Origin of the sequence: Glutamicibacter sp. AOP5-A2-18 (genome assembly GCF_052446055.1) — a bacterium.
GTDB lineage: Bacteria > Actinomycetota > Actinomycetes > Actinomycetales > Micrococcaceae > Glutamicibacter.
In genome coordinates this window covers 1268967-1285066 of sequence record NZ_JBQSVW010000001.1, presented here as the reverse complement: position 1 = coordinate 1285066, position 16100 = coordinate 1268967, and the positions used below count along the sequence as shown (strand labels likewise).

Below are 16100 nucleotides of genomic sequence, written 5' to 3'. Positions count from 1 at the left end.
GCCAACGCCACGCAGGACACGGTAAATATCATCTTCAGCGTGAGCCGTTATACAGTAAAATCGGTCGCTGGTATCACCAGCGCCACCGTTGACCCTTTTCGATCCTCAGGAGCGTCCCATGCGCACCAGCCTCTTCACCGACCACTATGAGCTGACTATGCTTCAAGCCGCGCTCGAGTCCGGTGCGGCCCACCGCCCATCCGTGTTTGAAGCATTTGCGCGGCGCCTTCCCGAGGGACGACGCTATGGCGTAGTTGGTGGCACCGGTCGTCTGCTCGAAGGCCTAAAAGATTTCCACTTTGATGATGAGCAATTGCGCTTCCTGAGCGATAACAAAGTAGTGAACGCGCAGACCATCAAATACTTGGAAAACTACCGCTTCTCCGGCAACATCTCTGGCTATGCCGAAGGTGAACTGTACTTCCCGAATTCACCACTGTTGACGGTGGAATCCACCTTTGCTGAAGCCTGCGTGATTGAAACCTATCTGCTTTCGATCATGAATCACGATTCGGCCATCGCTTCGGCGGCTTCCCGCATGATTGCTTCGGCCGGCGACCGTCCATGTATTGAAATGGGCTCGCGTCGAACCCATGAAGAATCCGCTGTGGCCGCAGCTCGCGCAGCGATGATTGCTGGTTTCACCTCCACCTCAAATTTGGAAGCCGGTGCACGCTACGGGCTAAAGACCGTTGGCACCTCGGCTCACTCCTTCACATTGCTTCATGATTCGGAGCGAGCCGCCTTTGAAGCGCAGGTCGCTTCCTTGGGCAAGGACACCATCTTGTTGGTTGACACCTACGACGTAGAAAATGGTGTGCGCACCGCCGTTGAGGTTGCTGGTCCGGAACTTGGCGGGGTACGCCTTGACTCCGGTGACCTGGTGCAGCAGGCAGGCTGGGTTCGCAAGCTGCTTGATGATCTGGGTAACTGGAATACCAAGATCACCGTCACCTCGGACCTAGACGAATACGCCATCGCAGCCTTGGCTAGCGCACCGGTTGATTCCTACGGGGTGGGTACCGCACTGGTCACCGGTTCGGGACATCCGACTGCGTCTATGGTGTACAAGTTGGTGGCGCGTCAAGACGACGCCGGCGAATGGATTCCAGTGGCCAAGGCCGCCTTGAATAAGGCCAGCGTTGGCGGACGTAAACATGCAGTGCGCCAGCTCAACGACCGTCAGCGCGCAGTTGCCGAGGTTGTCTCCACAACTTCGCACACCACTGGTGGACCGGAGCGAGAATTGGTAGTACCACTGGTTGTAAACGGTGAAATTGATCAGTCCTACACTGGCGCTTCGGGCGTCAAGCTGGCTACTGAACGCCACCGCACTTCAATTCAGGAGTTGCCTGGTGTGGCACGCAAGTTGCAGCGTGGAGAACCGGTCATCCCGACCATCATGATCCAAGCCTAAATAACTGCAAAGTACCCACCGCACCGCCAAGGAGCCTGCAATGAACCGAGCACTATTGATCATTGATCTACAGCCCGATTTTTGTGAGGGTGGCGCCTTGGCGGTTGCTGGTGGGAACGCGGTAGCTGCGGCTATCGCCAAGGATGTTGCCTTGCGCGTTGCGAGTTACTCCGCGATTATCACCACTCAGGATTGGCACATTGAGCCCGGGGATCATTTCTCGGATCAGCCGGACTTTGTGGACTCTTGGCCCGTTCACTGTGTTGCCGGAACCAATGGGGCTGCGTTGCATCCGCTGATTGCGCAGCTGAACGTGGATGCGCACTTTGCCAAGGGCCGCTTCACCGCAGCGTACTCAGGCTTTGAAGCAAGACTGCTAGATACGCAGGCCGATATCGCGGATGAAAGCGGCGTACTACTTGCCCCGTGGCTACACTCGCGACAGATCGACACCGTAGACATCGTTGGTTTAGCCGCAGATCACTGTGTTCGAGCCACGGCCTTGGAAGCCGTGGCAGGAGGCTTTACAGCCACTGTCATCTCGACCCTGACCGCTGCCGTGAACGGTGAAAACTTACCTGCCGTCCACGAAGAATTACGCTCAGCAGGCGTCAGCGTTGTGAGTGCGAGCTAGCCTAAGAGTCCATGAGCCATTGACCAGCGTCGGTTCAATTGACATGCTAGGTGCACACTTTTCATGTTGATGAACGGACTGCGTATGAGAAAGCTCGTGTACTACGTTGCCACCACTCTAGATGGCTTCATCGCTTCCCCAGACGGCGGGGACCCCAGCGGCTCAGAGTTTTTCCCAATCACCGATGACCTCATCAAATTCATCGTAACGAACTACCCGGAAACCTTGCCAGCGCCTGCTCGTGAAGCCATGGGGCTGTCTGCGCCGGGCGAGCATTTTGACACTGTTTTAGAGGGTCGATCATCGTATGAGTTGGGCGTGGCCGCCGGCTTGAGTGATGCCTACCCGCACCTTCGCCACCTAGTATTTTCAACTATGTTGACTAGCGTTGGTCCTGGTGTTGAGCTCGTCAGCGAACGTGGCCTTGAACGGGTACGCGAGTTGAAGTCCGAGGACGGTAAAGACCTATGGCTTGCCGGTGGCGGAACACTTGCCCATAGCCTGCTACCGGAAATCGACAGGCTGGTTCTGAAAGTGAACCGCTCAATTATCGGCTCGGGAATCCCATTGTTCAACGGCCCATTCGCGTTCCACGACTACCAACCAACCAGCGAGGTACTTCTCGACTCCGGAGTCCGGGTTCTGGTTTATGACCGCGTCTCGTCCTGACGTGCACCAGCTGCGATGAATCCTGCGTATGATGCAGAGAATACTAGTGCCGCAGCAGAGACGACCGCCCGGATGCGATCTCTACAATGCACCGGGCGGCCGGAAAAATGACGTCAGTGTCTGCGCAGAGCGTTATCTGCGCTAAGCGCTACTTGCGTCCAACAAACCAATCTTGCAACTTATCAATTCTGGCTTGCAACTGGTCAGCGTTGGCCTGAGGCACTGCTGGCCCTCCACACACGCTACGCAGCTTATTGTGAATCTGACCGTGTGGTGCTCCGGTGCGAGCAGCCCAAGCGGACACATTCTTAGAAAGCTTGGTACGCAGATCCATCATCCGTCGGTGATCCGAGACAGGTTCAGGCTTGGTAGCGCCCTTACTGATCTGCTTGTTCTGTTGCTTGCGTAGAAGCTCAGATACCTGCTCGGTGTCTAACAGACCGGGAATGCCTAGGAACCCAAGTTCCTCGTCGCTACCAATATCTGCACCGGTACCAAATTCGCCGCCGTCAAAGAGCACACGGTCGAAGGAAGCTTGAGAATTCAGTGCCTCAAACTTACTGCGCACCAGATCATCGCTGGCCTTGTCTTCCTTGTTGGCAGCTTCAAGAAGCGAGTCATCAAGACCGTCTTCATCCTTTGAACCTTCACGGTCCAAGGCGTGGTCACGTTCAACTTCCATCTCGTTGGCCAGGGCCATCAAGATTGGCACGGAAGGAAGGAAAACGCTGGCTACCTCGCCGCGCTTACGACTACGCACAAAGCGTCCAACAGCCTGCGCAAAGAACAACGGAGTTGAAGTACTCGTGGCGTAAACGCCAACACACAAACGCGGAACGTCCACGCCTTCAGACACCATGCGCACAGCGACCATCCAACGTGCCTCAGATTCCGAGAAATCATCAATCTTCTGCGAGGCTTTAGGATCATCCGAAAGAATCGTGGTGACCTTTTCGCCACAAATCGCTTCGAGCTGAGCGGCGTAACCGCGCGCGTCTTCATGATCGGTGGCAATGATCAGTCCGCCAGCGTCTTTTACGGTGCGACGAACTTCGGACAGGCGTCGATCCGCGGCTTGAAGCACCGAAGGGATCCAGTCACCGTGTGGGTCTAACGCGGTACGCCAAGCGTGGGCCGTGATGTCCTTGGTAAAACCTTCACCAAGGTTTGCTTCCATTTCCTCACCGGCGGCGGTACGCCAGCGCATATTGCCCGAGTACGCCATGAAGAGCACAGGACGAACCACATGGTCAGCCAAGGCGTTGCCGTAGCCATAGGTGTAGTCAGCCTTGGAACGGCGGATGCCATCACCTTCGTCAGCGTACTGAACGAAGGGAATCGGTGCCGCGTCGGAACGGAAGGGTGTACCGGTCAGGGCAAGACGGCGTGTGGCCGGTTCAAATGCTTCGCGGATACCGTCACCCCAGGACAGTGCGTCACCTGCGTGGTGGACCTCATCCATGATGACCAGGGTACGGGCACCCTCAGTCTTTGCCCGGTGTACTGCTGGCTTCAGCGAAACCTGCGCATAGGTGACAACAACACCCATATAGTGCGAACCGTGGCGTCCATCTGAGTTCTTGTAATTGGGGTCCAAGGCGATACCCACGCGTGCTGCTGCGTCCGCCCACTGTTTTTTCAAGTGATCGGTAGGCGCAACAACGATCATGCGGTTGATCTTGCCAGAGTCAATCAAAACTTTTGCAAGGCGCAATGCAAACGTGGTTTTACCCGCACCAGGGGTAGCCACTGCCATAAAGTCTTTGGGCTCAGTATCAAAGTACTGAGCCAGTGCTTCCGCCTGCCAAGCTCGAAGCTTAGGCCCGGTGCCCCAGGCCGTACGCTCCGGATACGCTAAAGGGAGTTTGTCTTCCAGTGGAAGCTTGTCACCAAAATCAAAAAGTGTCTCGGTCATATACCTTTTCCCGGCCGCGTGCTGTGTGTGAACTAGTGCTGTATTTCTTAGGCACTAACCCATCAAGGATTCGTAAACTTCCTTGCACTCAGGGCATACCGGGAACTTCTTTGGGTCACGGCCTGGGGTCCAGACCTTGCCGCACAGAGCGATCACTGGATCACCGGACATCGCCGATTCCATGATCTTTTCTTTCTGGACGTAGTGGGCAAAACGCTCATGATCGCCGGCCTCGACACTCTGGGTTGTCTCGGTACGTTCGATTGTTGCTGTGCCGCCACGGGTTTCTTCAGACTGTTCCACCATGCCTTCAAGTCTAATACGTATTGGTCTGTACGTGGGTCGTTAGCTCATGGGAGCTTGTCCACATTCCACGTCCAAAACACGCTTCACGGCGCTCTCACCTGCCTCGTTTCGACCGCGCGGACGGCGCAGAATTCACCGGGTTTTAACATCAAAAAACGACACGGGAACATCGATCAAAAATTGCGTCTGATCGGTGTGCCCGTGTCGTACTGGTACCAAGTCTGCTATTTGTTCAGCATCACAGCCTGCATTAGTTCAGGTGCCCGCTTCTCATACCATTTTCCGCCAACGATAATCCCAACGACCAACAGCGTCATTCCGAGGATTAGTCCGACCGCTAGGGTCACCAGACCCAGCGCCGCAGAATTTTGGATCCAACCGATCACATAAGGAATCAACACCGGGATCAGCAAGACCGCCATGGAACCAACGGTTCCCAGCTGCGTTAATGCCACGCGTACTCCGTTGCCCGGAGGTGTTTTCATGGGGTTATCCCCCGGCAATGGAACAGCATAGGTGTACCGGGCCGAAGCCAGCGAAGCTACTCCCAACGCAATGAGCAACGCGGCCAAGGAAAGCCCCAGGTCCCCGGCAATTCGCCAGCTCTGGCCGGAAATGGCGCCAGGCAGAATTGCGGCCAGCAGCACCGGAATAATCGAAAGGGTGAAGCAGGCCGCGGCACGCCCCGCCCTATCTGCCTTGCCATGAACGCCAGTAAGAATGTGCAGCGCAAAAGCAGTGTTGTCATAAGAGATATCTGCAGAAATTGAGAAGCCCAGCAAGATACCAATGATCGGTCCGGTCAAGAACATCATGGTGTAATCGCCGGACTGATTGCCGCTGAACCAGAAAATCAACGGAAGAACCGGCACCAGCAGCACACCAATTGCATATCGCGGATCTTTGAACCAGTAGGTTAATGCTCGTGCAGCTACGGCACCAGTCGGCGTGGCAGGAACGAACTTGAAAAAGCCGAGGCCACTTTGTTTAGCAGCGCGTTGTTCGGGCGGCGGGGTCACCGTGGCTTCTGCTGTGGCCTTGTTGACCAAGAAGTAAAGTCCACCGAGGTAAACGATGGCCAGTACCAAACAGATGGCAAACTTCGCATAGTTCCCCGAGGCCAGCGCTCCTGGCAAGGCAGCTGCGGCACCCAATGGGGTGTAGGACAGAACATTGGTCAGTGGAGCAAGCCAATCCATCATGCTCTGGGCGGCCGAAGCTACTGAAGAAATGATTGGGCCAAAGCAGATGAGTACAAGGAACAACAAGGCAAAGGTAAGCTCGCGGAATCGGCGCTTAGCACGCAGTGCGGTGGACATGATGGTCAGGTACTGGCAAACCAGTATAGCCATCACCGCGGTAGCTAAAGCTGCCAGTACAGCCACCGGCAAGATGGCAACCTCTAGGCGCCAGATCAGTGAAGCGCCGATCAGTCCGATAATGGTGAGTATTGCTGGCACAGAGATGAAGCCAGAAAGTACCAGTGCCGGGCCTAAGATTTTTTGAGGAATACCAAAGTGCACAAAGCGCGAAGGTTCCAGAGTCAGATCTACACCGGTCAGTAGCGGCGGAATAATCGCCCAGCCGAGCACGGCAAGCGATCCAGTGATGATACTGATTTCGGAAGCAATAGTGGTTTCACCGGCTGAGACCACGGCGAAGATGGTGAGCATCGTGATCATCCCTAGGGCGTACACGCCGCCGATGATCACACCGATCAGTTGACCGATTGAGCGTTTAAAACCGTTGCCCAGCAATCTCAGTTTTAGTTTGAGGATGTGCGCAACCATGACAACCCTTCGTTATTTCCGCGTCCGCCAACCAGATCCACAAAGCGATCTTCCAAGCTCATGCCGCCACGGACATCGTCTACCGAACCCTGCGCCTTGAGCACACCGCCGGCGATAACTGCCACGTGTGTACACATACGCTGCACTAGATCCATCACGTGCGAGGAAACGATTACGGTACCGCCATAGGCAACGTAGTCGTTAAGAATGTCTCGGATGTTCGCTGCCGAGACTGGGTCAACAGCTTCAAAAGGTTCGTCGAGAACTAGAAGTTTTGGAGAATGGATCATCGCTGTGGCCAAGGAAATCTTCTTGGTCATACCGGCGGAATAGTCCACGACCAGTTTGTCGCCGTCGTTACTCAGGTCCATCACGCGCAGCAAATCTTCGGTGCGCTGGGCAACTTCTGCACGGTCCATTCCGCGCAAGAGACCTGAGTAGCTGACCAGTTGCCGGCCGGTCAGACGGTCGAATTGCCTCACCCCGTCGGCCAGCACGCCTAGGGTCGCTTTGGCTTCTTGCGGTTGGGCCCAGATGTCCAGACCATTGACCAGCGCCTGGCCGGAGTCCGGACGAAGCAGGCCGGTGGCCATCGACAACATTGTCGTTTTACCTGCACCGTTGGGGCCGACGAGACCATAAAAAGATCCGGTGGGAACTTGCAAGTTGACGTTGTTCACTGCGACTTTGGGGCCAAATTGCTTGGCGAGGCCGCGGATATCCAGTGCGATCTGACTCATAAAATTAGCCTAGCAATTGCCCTAGTCAGAACACATCATCCTTTGGAGTTATCCTCGCAGACAGCAAAGCGCCGCGGTTCAAAGATTTCTCTTTGAACCGCGGCGCTTTATTGCTGTGACTTAGAACAGCACTCGTGCCAATTTCTGACGTGAGGCTGCAACACGTGGATCGGTATTACCAACCACCGCGTAAAGCTCAATGAGACGGCGGCGAACGCGTTCACGTTCGTCGTCAACCAAACGTGAAATCAGCGTCACCAAACGAGCAAACGCATCTTCTACGTGGCCACCGATGACATCAAGATCAGCGACTTCCAACTGCGCAGCGATATCCTCTGGATTCTGCGCAGCCTGTTCGCGTGACTTGTTCAGGTCAAGGTTCTGCGTGCGTGAAAGCAAACGAACCTGATAGATACCAACCTGAGCATCATGGTCGTTTGGCTTCTCGTTCAGCGCTTCGTGATAAGCAGCTTCAGCTGCAGCATAGTCCCCCGCATCAATGGCATCGATGGCCTTCTGATGCAACGGTGGCAGTGCTGGCTCAGTGTCGGTAGCAGTTCCGGAGAACGGTGGAACAGTTCCGCTCAGACCCTGCTGAACTGCCAACTGTTCAAGCTGCACAAAGAGCTGGCTGATCTGTTCTTCGGCCGCTGGGCCTTGGAACAGCGGAACTGGTTGGCCCTTGATCAGCGCAACAACCATCGGGATTTGCTGGGCTTGGAAAGCCTGAGCAATCTGCGGGTAGGTTTCTGCGTCAACCAAGCCGAGGACAAACTTGCCTCCCTTGGAATCGACCAAACGAGTGAGCAGTGCATCAAGATCAACTGACACCTGGACACGAGGCGAACCCAAAGAAACGATGGCTGGCACGTTCTGGGACAAGCCAACAAACTGTTGGAAAGCCGCCTCGTCCACATTGATGGTCCAGCTAGCAGCTGTAGCAGCCGCCGAGCTGTCAACAGCCTTTGGGGCCTGGTTAGCCAAGGCCGACAGGTCTACCGCGCCGCGGGTCGATGGGATGTTCTCTTGAGTCATGGGTACTAGTCAACTTCCTTTACACCGAGTAGGACCTGATCAGCTGAGATCAGCTGGATCTTATCGTCAGAGCCATCAGCAGGAATGTAGAACATTACTGGTTCAGCGTAAGTGCTTTCTACGCTACCGTTGGACTCATTCTTACCCAACAACTGCTGGGTGAGCTTGTCCGTGCTTTTGAGCGGATCAGCATCTTCAGTTCGTTCGAACTTTGCCTTGTTCTCCAGCTTGCCAGCAACAATGGCGCCGCCGTCTGGGGTAGATACTACGTAGGTATCACCCTTGTTGACACTGCGCTTGTAGCTCACCTTTGCCTGGTCAGCATCCTTTGACTCAGACTTCTGAGCGGCATGGATTGCCTTGATGAAATCAGAATCAGCGAATTTGTCCGCCTGCTTCGACTTCTCGTTGGTCAAAACATCGCCCAGTGCGTCCAGTGCCTTTTCAGGGGTCATCTGCAAGTTCTTGGCGTCAGCGGTCAACTGCTTGGTAGCAGGATCTCCCACAGCAATACCTGGGAAGGAAGAGTTTGGCAGCATTTGGCCGGCAAAGACTACCTGGTAGTTTTCACGAGCACTCTTCTGTACCAAGGTCAAAGCCTGTGGCAAGGTGTTGGCGTCGTTGTCCTTTGCGGTAACCACGGAGATTACGCGAGGGAACTTGGCACCACTAGCGTTTGGTACAGCGGCCGAACGCAAAACCTGAGTATTCAGGGCCTCTGGCTTATCAACCTGGAACTTCTCCTTCAGCATGTCGTAGCGCTTGCCACGCAGGTACTTGAAGGCTCCGGCAGTACGAGCTTCCAATGCCTTGGAGTCGTTCTTCTCGTCAGCAGCAGCGACCTGCTTCTGCACATCAGCCAAAACATTCTTCAGCTGTTCTTCGGTCAGCACAGGGAACTCGGTAGTTTCCTTCTTGCTGCTAGATGCCGAAGCGGATTCATCGGCAGGAGCCGAGGAGGCTGGGCTAGAGCTAGCATCTGCAGACTCCGAAGGCTTTGCGCTTGCATCATCCGAAGGCTGCATTGGCAGGGTCACGCCAGAAATTGCCAAAGCAACGACGGCAGCAGCAGCCACCGAGTGCTGGGTGTTTGTACCCTTGGTCTTTGGCTTACCTGGACGCATAACCAGCAGTGCCAGTCCGAAGACCAACAGCAGTGCGCCAGCAATGATCAGTGGCAATGCGAATGGCATTGCATCGTCATTGGCGTAAGTTACGGAAATATCCACTGGAGCGGCGTCCTTTCCGTCAGCAGCCAACAGCAGTGACCAATCACCGGAGTCTGGAGCAGTCCAGCGGTAGGTCATGGTGCCATCGGCACTCTGGGAATCGAAGAAGATGTCATCACCAGCAGGGTTAGGTACTTGCGCATCACCCTTGACATACTCGGCAATCATCTTATGGTTCTCGGTATCGATACCGGTCAGCGAAACGTGCGCTGCCTTATCAACCCAAGCGTCAACGTCGTAGCTACGGCCCAGAGACGCGGTGAAATCACCCTTGCCCTTAATGACCAGATCTATGGGGTCCAGTTTGGAATCATCGATCGATGGCTCGATCAATGTCAGCGGCGCCTCACCGTCCAGTTGCGGCATGGAAGCGGTGACCGTTTCGGGCGGGGCCCAAAAGGTCTTCTGTCCGATGCCAACTACAAGGGCCGCAGCCCCTAGCAGCATCGCGATCACGGAGATTACTTTTCGCACGAGTTCACCTATTCGCCTACGTCTCACAGCAGTTCTGTCCCAAGTCTAACGAGTCCAGCGCATTCATGGTTCCGTTCTTCGCTTGTGAAGTGACTCATTAGCTATTGCGTTCGGTGTCTTGAAACACAAAATCATCTTATTACCGCGATATGCTCAGTGCCATGGAGCAAGATCAGCCGCGTGAGCACCGCGATCCCAACGAGACCGACGAAGTTGTTAGTACGCCACAATCCGGTTCAGAATCACCATCAACTGGATCGTCTGCTCCTGACGCGTCTTCGGCAACTGGGCCTATACCGACGGCCCCGCACACTGTTTCGGCGCAAGACGGTTTGGTCCCCCGGCTGATCACCACCCTGAACAAATTACTTAACGTGCCTCAGCGCGCCGCGGCACTGGGCGAAGAGCCCGAGCACCATTCGGGAGAAACATTTGAACCGTTCCCCTCGTTGCACCCGATCTCCATGGGCTTCTTGGCCACGATCGGTGTGGGTTTGGCGCTGGGCGGTTTTTACCTGCTAACCAACGTTGGTTCCCTACTAACTTGGATCGCCATTGCGCTGTTTATTGCGTTGGGTCTGGACCCGGTGGTTCGCTTCCTGATGCGCAAGGGACTTTCTCGACCGCTAGCAGTGGTGGCAACCATGGTGGGGATGCTGATCATTTTTGGTGGCTTCATGGCGCTGATCATTCCAACACTGGTTAATCAGATCTCCACGTTCATTGCTCGCGCGCCTGAGATCGTGGCCGATTTCTTGAACACGCAATGGGTTCAAGACATTGATACGCAGTACGCGCTCACTGAACGAGTGACGGAAGAGGTTGACCGGTTCTTTGGTGATTCAGGTGCCGTAACCAACGTCTTTGGTGGCGTTCTCGGCGTGTCACAAACCGTTGCACAGACGATGTTTGGCGTGCTGATTGTTCTGGTCTTGGCCATCTACTTCTTAGCTTCACTGCCAGGCATGATGGGCTTCTCGCTTCGCTTAGCCCCTCGTTCAAAACGAGAACGGGTCGCTGGGTTAGCTGAAAGGATTACCCGCTCGGTAGGTAACTACGTCATGGGCCAGGCCACTGTGGCGGTTCTGAACGCATTGGTTGCCCTGCTGTTGATGACCATACTTGGCGTTCCGTTTACTGCTTTGCTTACCCTGCTTGTCGCAGTGCTCGCTTTTATACCGCTAGTGGGCGGTGTCATCGCCGGAATTTTAGTCACCTTGGTGACGCTCTCGCTGGGTTGGCAGACTGCGGTAATTTACGCGGTTTGCTACTTCGGCTACCTGCAGGTTGAAGCCTACTTCGTCTCCCCACGCATCATGCGTCGAGCCGTTGCCGTTCCAGGTGCAGTTGCGGTGATCTCGGTGATTGCCGGAGGCGCCTTGGCCGGAGTCACCGGTGCGTTGATGGCTATCCCGGTTGCAGCCAGCGCCATGATTCTTTTGCGTGAAGTGTTCATCGCACGGCAGGACCGCCGCTAGTTACTTGTCTGCTGATACTTCAGCCAAGCTTAGTAACGGTAGGAACGGGTATCCCAGCAGTGCGAATGCCAATGTCGCCTCGCGGTAGCTGCAGCGTCCTCGCCGGACCAGTGGTCCGCTCGCCACGCCACCAGATGCCCTACTCCAACGCCAATCTGTCGATTGCAACCAGGGCAGGTATAAGTCTTACTCGCGTTCATTGGTGAGATTTTGCGTACGTGCCACTGACCATCGGGGGCGTCTTGCAGTCGCACCACGCCAAAGCGTGCTTTTTGTAACCAGTCATCGGAGCCCGCTTCGTAGTCTGATTCTTCATCATGATTCCGCGCATTACCCGGACGTGAACTCTTGGGACGGCGTGGACGATTTGAACGAGGCATGTCATTAATCATGCCGTATCTCCCGGCGCATTACGCAACCACCTAGTAAAGTGTGTGAAGTGCGTTTAGTGGTTGCAAAGTGTTCAGTAGATTATGAGGGCCGTCTTCGTGCCCACCTCCCATTGGCGACTCGTCTGGTGATGGTCAAAGCCGATGGTTCGGTACTAATTCACTCCGATGGCGGTAGTTACAAGCCATTGAACTGGATGAACCCGCCGTTGACTCTTCACGAGGTTGAGCCGGACGAAGATGCGGCCGCGATGGGCGCTATTGCCACGTGGACCGTGGCCAGCGCCAAGACCGATGACAAGTTGACCATCAACTTCCACAGTTTTGAGCACGACTCGGCACACATTCTTGGCACCGACCCAGGGCTCATCAAAGATGGCGTCGAAGCTGATCTGCAGCGTCTGCTCGCCGAACAGATTGACTTGCTCGGTGACGGTCATAAGCTCATCCGCCGTGAATACATGACGCCTATTGGTCCTGTCGACATCCTCGCGCGCGATCACCAGGGCGCCACCGTTGCGGTGGAGCTCAAGCGTCGCGGAGATATCGACGGCGTTGAACAGCTCACCCGCTACCTAGAGTTGCTCAATCGTGATCCCTTGCTGCGACCCGTCACCGGAATCTTCGCTGCCCAGCAGATCAAACCGCAGGCCCGCACGCTGGCCGAGGATCGTGGAATTCGTTGCCTCACTTTGGATTATGACGCGATGCGCGGTGTCGATGACTCCGCTGGACGCCTTTTCTAACCGTTCTTTGAGATCAATTGCCCGCAGTCGATGACTCAGAGCGTTCTGTCTTCTAAGCTGAGAGCATGACTTCGACGCGCTACGCACTTTTCGCCACCTTAGTTTCCGATGGGCTCGAGGTGACCGACGGCGTGTTAGCCGTTGATGGTGACCGCATCAGATTTGCTGGGAATAGAGATGACTTCGCTGCCCTCTCTGACTCAACCGACTACGAGATCCGAGAGCTTGATGCTGGATCCATCATCATTCCAGGACTTGTTGATGTGCATTGTCACGGCGCATTGGGTACAGATTTTTCAGCGCCAGATCACTCGAATATCACCCAGGCTGTGCAATTCCTTCACCGCGCAGGAACCACAACCTTGCTGGCGTCCCTCGTCACTGCAGAACCAAATTCCATGATCGAGGCCGCCGAAGTTTTGGCTGAATTTGCGGAGGACGCACAGATCGCGGGCATCCACGCTGAAGGACCGTTCCTCTCTGAAGCACGTTGCGGTGCCCAGGATCCGCACTTCCTTCAGGATCCTGACCCAGAGTTTGTCACCCAACTGGTTGCCGCCAGCCGTGGCCAGCTTCGCACCATGACCTACGCTCCTGAGCTAGAAGGCAGCGAAGAGCTCATCGAGCAGCTCGTTTCGCACGGTGTTGTTCCGTCCCTTGGGCACACCGACGCTAGTGCGCAGGTCGCTGCAGATTCACTGCGTTTCGCCAGTGAGGAACTTGGTAGCGCCGGGGTGGACGGTTTCACCGAACGACCGACGGTCACCCACCTGTTTAATGGAATGCCTTCGCTTCATCATCGTGAGCCAGGTCCGGTAGCCGCATGCCTTGAAGAAGCTGCAAACCACAATGCCTTTGTTGAACTCATTGCCGATGGGGTACACCTATCGCCCGATACGGTTCGTTTGGTCTACCGTCTGGTTGGTGCCAACAATATCTTGTTGGTGAGCGACTCCATGGCTGCCACCGGCCTAGAAGATGGTGCGTACACCCTTGGCCCACAGGACGTAAACGTTCGTGGTGGCGAAGCACGCTTAGCCAGTGATAACTCACTTGCAGGTGGCACCAGCACCCTACTTGAGATCGTCCAGCGCACCGTTGAGGCAGGCGTTCCACTAGTACAGGCCGTCACCTCGGCTACGAGCATTCCTGCCTCACTGATCGGTCTGGCCGACGAGGTCGGTTCCCTACACTATGGCTTCGCAGCGGATGCGCTGATCCTTGACTCGCATTTGCAGCTGACTCAGACCATCCGCAAGGGTGAGTATCTCTAGCGCATACACAACCGCCGTTATCAAAAGCCATCTCAAAACGAAATGAGATGGCTTTTGTGCTACTCACGCGCCAGTGACAAGCTCACTGAGCAGTTGCATTTCCTCGCTGCGGCTCAGCCCCGCACGTCTGGTTCTTCTCAAGCCACGAGCCCGTTCATCGGCGAGGACATCGCTGAGCAAAGCTTCAAGTGCTCGCTCAAGTCCATTGGCATCGAGATACCGCTGATTGCTGCGCTGGGCGAAGCCAAGATCCTCTGCCGGTATCCATAGGGGCAACGAACGAGGCCCAGCCCAGTAATTGCCTTCGCGTTCTCGTAGCCATGCATCGTCGGCGGTGGCCAATTCACCTCTGAATCCTGCAATCGTTGAGGACAGATGCAAGAATTCATCAAAGCTATACGAGCTCCCGACGACGTTGAAGGTACCGGTCAATGAGCGCTTTGCGCCATCGATGATCCATGCGGCGAGATCTCTCACGTCAATTACCTGCACATAGCGGTTCTTGGTTCGCGGAACTAATACTTGTCCGTCACCGGCCAAGGCCAAGCGAGAGATCCAATAAGAAAAGCGGTCACTGGGATCTGCAGGTCCAGCAATCAATCCCGGACGAGCAATGAGCAGTCGCTCCCCTACTATGGCCGTGCTGACACGTTCTGCAGCAACTTTGGCGTGAGCGTAATCGCTCAGATCTACCGGATCATGCACTTCTGCTTCTTCATCCGCCCCGGGCTGCTGTTCATTGGCATAGACAGAAATCGAGGAGACTAGGGTCCAGTGTCCAGCGTTCTGCGAAAGTGCTGCCAACGCCTCCTGTACAAAGCGCTGGTCAAAGGAGAGCTCAATAACTTCATCAAAGTGTTCACTGCGCACCTCGTCATAAGCACCGGGTTGACTTCGATCAGAACGCACAAATCGCTCGGAGTCGACCACCTCACCTGAGCTACCCCGGCTCAAACAGGTCACTTCATGACCACGTTGCACCAACTGGCCTGCGAGCTCACGTCCAAGCCAGGCAGTGCCTCCCAGTATCAAGGTTCGTTTCATAGCTACAGTCAACTACCGCGTGCGCTTCACGCCTAGCCTTTTCGCACAGGGCACAGTTGATGCAAGCCGTTACGGTCAGCCTTCTGGTGCGATCTACTTAATGGCCCGGATGATCCGCAGAATCCCAAGGATGCGGCATCCCTCCTAAATACTTGCGTCAGACCCTGCTCATACGAACAATCCAGCCTGGTCTAAAATACGCAAAAGCCGTCGTTACCCACTGGGTAACGACGGCTTTGGTTTATGAAGATCTAGATCTGCCAGCTTCCGGCAATCGGTCCGGCTTCAAGCCAGGCCGAGAAACCGGTGTAGTCACGGTAATCCATGGCTAGCAGCAGTTCCTCTCCGTTTCGGGTGAGCATCACGATGATAAATCCTGGCGGAATACGCGAAGATTCATCATCGGTGGCCTTACGGGTCCCGGTAATCTCCAAACCTCGACGGTTCAGCTGGAACCGCGGTACCGGCGAAACAGAGAAAAACCGCAACAGATCTACATGTCCCCCGCCATAGCGGGCAATGACCATCATCCATTTGCCCTGAGGCGTAGAGATGGAGGCATCAAAGGTGCCCAGCGTGCGCCGCAATTGAATGCGGCGCACAGCCATGGCTCCAAAGAACATGGCGATGCCGATCAAGATCAGCAAAGCGACCAGAACTGGTGCGGTTATCTCAAACAATTCATCGCCTACGCTGCGGTACCAAGCACAGCGTTGTCAGCGACGATCACTACACGGTCCGATTCAACGGAGAAGAATCCCCCATCAACCTGAACCGAGAAGCGTGACTCGGAAACTGGATCGATTTCCAGATCCCCAGCGGCAAGCACCGACAGCATCGGAACGTGACCGGGCAGAACGCCGATCTCGCCGTCAACCGAGCGAGCCTTGACCAGCTTCGCAGCGCCTGACCACACAAAGTGGTCAGCCGCGACGATTTCGACCTGAAGCTCAGCCATAA

The 16100-nt window shown here is 55.4% G+C and carries 16 protein-coding genes; 6 read left to right on the top strand and 10 right to left on the bottom strand.

Annotated elements, in window-relative coordinates:
* Positions 1 to 118 precede the first annotated feature (118 nt).
* The 3 genes from ACT3RW_RS06150 to ACT3RW_RS06140 all read left to right on the top strand — a co-directional run bounded on the left by ACT3RW_RS06150 (position 119) and on the right by ACT3RW_RS06140 (position 2720).
* Positions 119 to 1417: a nicotinate phosphoribosyltransferase gene (locus ACT3RW_RS06150; protein ID WP_444613156.1), complete on the top strand. Its 1299-nt coding sequence runs from the start codon at positions 119 to 121 to the stop codon at positions 1415 to 1417.
* 40 nt (positions 1418 to 1457) lie between these two features.
* Entirely contained in the window at positions 1458 to 2051 is a 594-nt protein-coding gene (locus ACT3RW_RS06145) for an isochorismatase family protein (RefSeq protein ID WP_444613155.1), read from the top strand.
* An 84-nt stretch (positions 2052 to 2135) separates the two neighbouring features.
* Positions 2136 to 2720, top strand: a complete 585-nt coding sequence (locus ACT3RW_RS06140; RefSeq protein WP_444613154.1) for a dihydrofolate reductase family protein — start codon at positions 2136 to 2138, stop codon at positions 2718 to 2720.
* Positions 2721 to 2868: 148 nt separating this feature from the next.
* Here the strand turns inward: ACT3RW_RS06140 and ACT3RW_RS06135 are convergent, their stop codons facing one another.
* From ACT3RW_RS06135 to ACT3RW_RS06110, 6 genes are all read right to left on the bottom strand, one after another.
* Positions 2869 to 4635 carry a DEAD/DEAH box helicase gene (locus ACT3RW_RS06135; RefSeq protein WP_444613153.1) on the bottom strand — a complete coding sequence of 589 codons (1767 nt, stop codon included), beginning with the start codon at positions 4633 to 4635 and terminating at the stop codon, positions 2869 to 2871.
* Positions 4636 to 4689: 54 nt separating this feature from the next.
* Positions 4690 to 4941, bottom strand: a complete 252-nt coding sequence (locus ACT3RW_RS06130) for a DUF3039 domain-containing protein (RefSeq protein ID WP_131087882.1) — start codon at positions 4939 to 4941, stop codon at positions 4690 to 4692.
* A gap of 224 nt (positions 4942 to 5165) precedes the next feature.
* Positions 5166 to 6731: a transporter gene (locus ACT3RW_RS06125; RefSeq protein ID WP_444613152.1), complete on the bottom strand. Its 1566-nt coding sequence runs from the start codon at positions 6729 to 6731 to the stop codon at positions 5166 to 5168.
* Positions 6707 to 7471 carry an ABC transporter ATP-binding protein gene (locus ACT3RW_RS06120; RefSeq protein ID WP_131087880.1) on the bottom strand — a complete coding sequence of 255 codons (765 nt, stop codon included), beginning with the start codon at positions 7469 to 7471 and terminating at the stop codon, positions 6707 to 6709. Before ACT3RW_RS06120 ends, ACT3RW_RS06125 begins: the two co-directional genes overlap by 25 nt.
* A gap of 120 nt (positions 7472 to 7591) precedes the next feature.
* Positions 7592 to 8506: a co-chaperone YbbN gene (locus tag ACT3RW_RS06115; protein ID WP_444613151.1), complete on the bottom strand. Its 915-nt coding sequence runs from the start codon at positions 8504 to 8506 to the stop codon at positions 7592 to 7594.
* Positions 8507 to 8511: 5 nt separating this feature from the next.
* Complete coding sequence (locus ACT3RW_RS06110; protein ID WP_444613150.1) at positions 8512 to 10209, bottom strand: hypothetical protein; 1698 nt, start codon at positions 10207 to 10209, stop codon at positions 8512 to 8514.
* A gap of 161 nt (positions 10210 to 10370) precedes the next feature.
* On the opposite strand from ACT3RW_RS06110, the gene ACT3RW_RS06105 reads away from it, so the two are divergent.
* Positions 10371 to 11687 carry an AI-2E family transporter gene (locus ACT3RW_RS06105; protein WP_444613149.1) on the top strand — a complete coding sequence of 439 codons (1317 nt, stop codon included), beginning with the start codon at positions 10371 to 10373 and terminating at the stop codon, positions 11685 to 11687.
* Positions 11688 to 11716: 29 nt separating this feature from the next.
* Here ACT3RW_RS06105 and ACT3RW_RS06100 read toward each other — a convergent pair whose 3' ends face one another.
* Positions 11717 to 12067 carry a hypothetical protein gene (locus tag ACT3RW_RS06100; RefSeq protein ID WP_131087876.1) on the bottom strand — a complete coding sequence of 117 codons (351 nt, stop codon included), beginning with the start codon at positions 12065 to 12067 and terminating at the stop codon, positions 11717 to 11719.
* A gap of 59 nt (positions 12068 to 12126) precedes the next feature.
* Here ACT3RW_RS06100 and nucS point away from each other — a divergent pair, with 59 nt between their 5' ends.
* Together nucS and nagA are read left to right on the top strand one after the other, a co-directional pair.
* The gene (nucS, locus tag ACT3RW_RS06095) at positions 12127 to 12822 is read left to right on the top strand and encodes an endonuclease NucS (RefSeq protein ID WP_131087875.1); all 696 of its coding nucleotides are present in this window, start codon (positions 12127 to 12129) and stop codon (positions 12820 to 12822) included.
* Between the two features lie 65 nt (positions 12823 to 12887).
* Positions 12888 to 14096 carry an N-acetylglucosamine-6-phosphate deacetylase gene (gene nagA / locus ACT3RW_RS06090; protein WP_131087874.1) on the top strand — a complete coding sequence of 403 codons (1209 nt, stop codon included), beginning with the start codon at positions 12888 to 12890 and terminating at the stop codon, positions 14094 to 14096.
* A 63-nt stretch (positions 14097 to 14159) separates the two neighbouring features.
* Here nagA and ACT3RW_RS06085 read toward each other — a convergent pair whose 3' ends face one another.
* The 3 genes from ACT3RW_RS06085 to ACT3RW_RS06075 all read right to left on the bottom strand — a co-directional run bounded on the left by ACT3RW_RS06085 (position 14160) and on the right by ACT3RW_RS06075 (position 16098).
* Entirely contained in the window at positions 14160 to 15140 is a 981-nt protein-coding gene (locus ACT3RW_RS06085; RefSeq protein WP_444613148.1) for an NAD-dependent epimerase/dehydratase family protein, read from the bottom strand.
* A 251-nt stretch (positions 15141 to 15391) separates the two neighbouring features.
* Positions 15392 to 15820 carry a DUF2550 domain-containing protein gene (locus ACT3RW_RS06080; RefSeq protein ID WP_444613147.1) on the bottom strand — a complete coding sequence of 143 codons (429 nt, stop codon included), beginning with the start codon at positions 15818 to 15820 and terminating at the stop codon, positions 15392 to 15394.
* Positions 15821 to 15828: 8 nt separating this feature from the next.
* Positions 15829 to 16098 (bottom strand): F0F1 ATP synthase subunit epsilon, encoded by a 270-nt coding sequence (locus ACT3RW_RS06075; RefSeq protein ID WP_131087871.1) that lies wholly within the window; start codon positions 16096 to 16098, stop codon positions 15829 to 15831.
* Positions 16099 to 16100 lie beyond the last annotated feature (2 nt).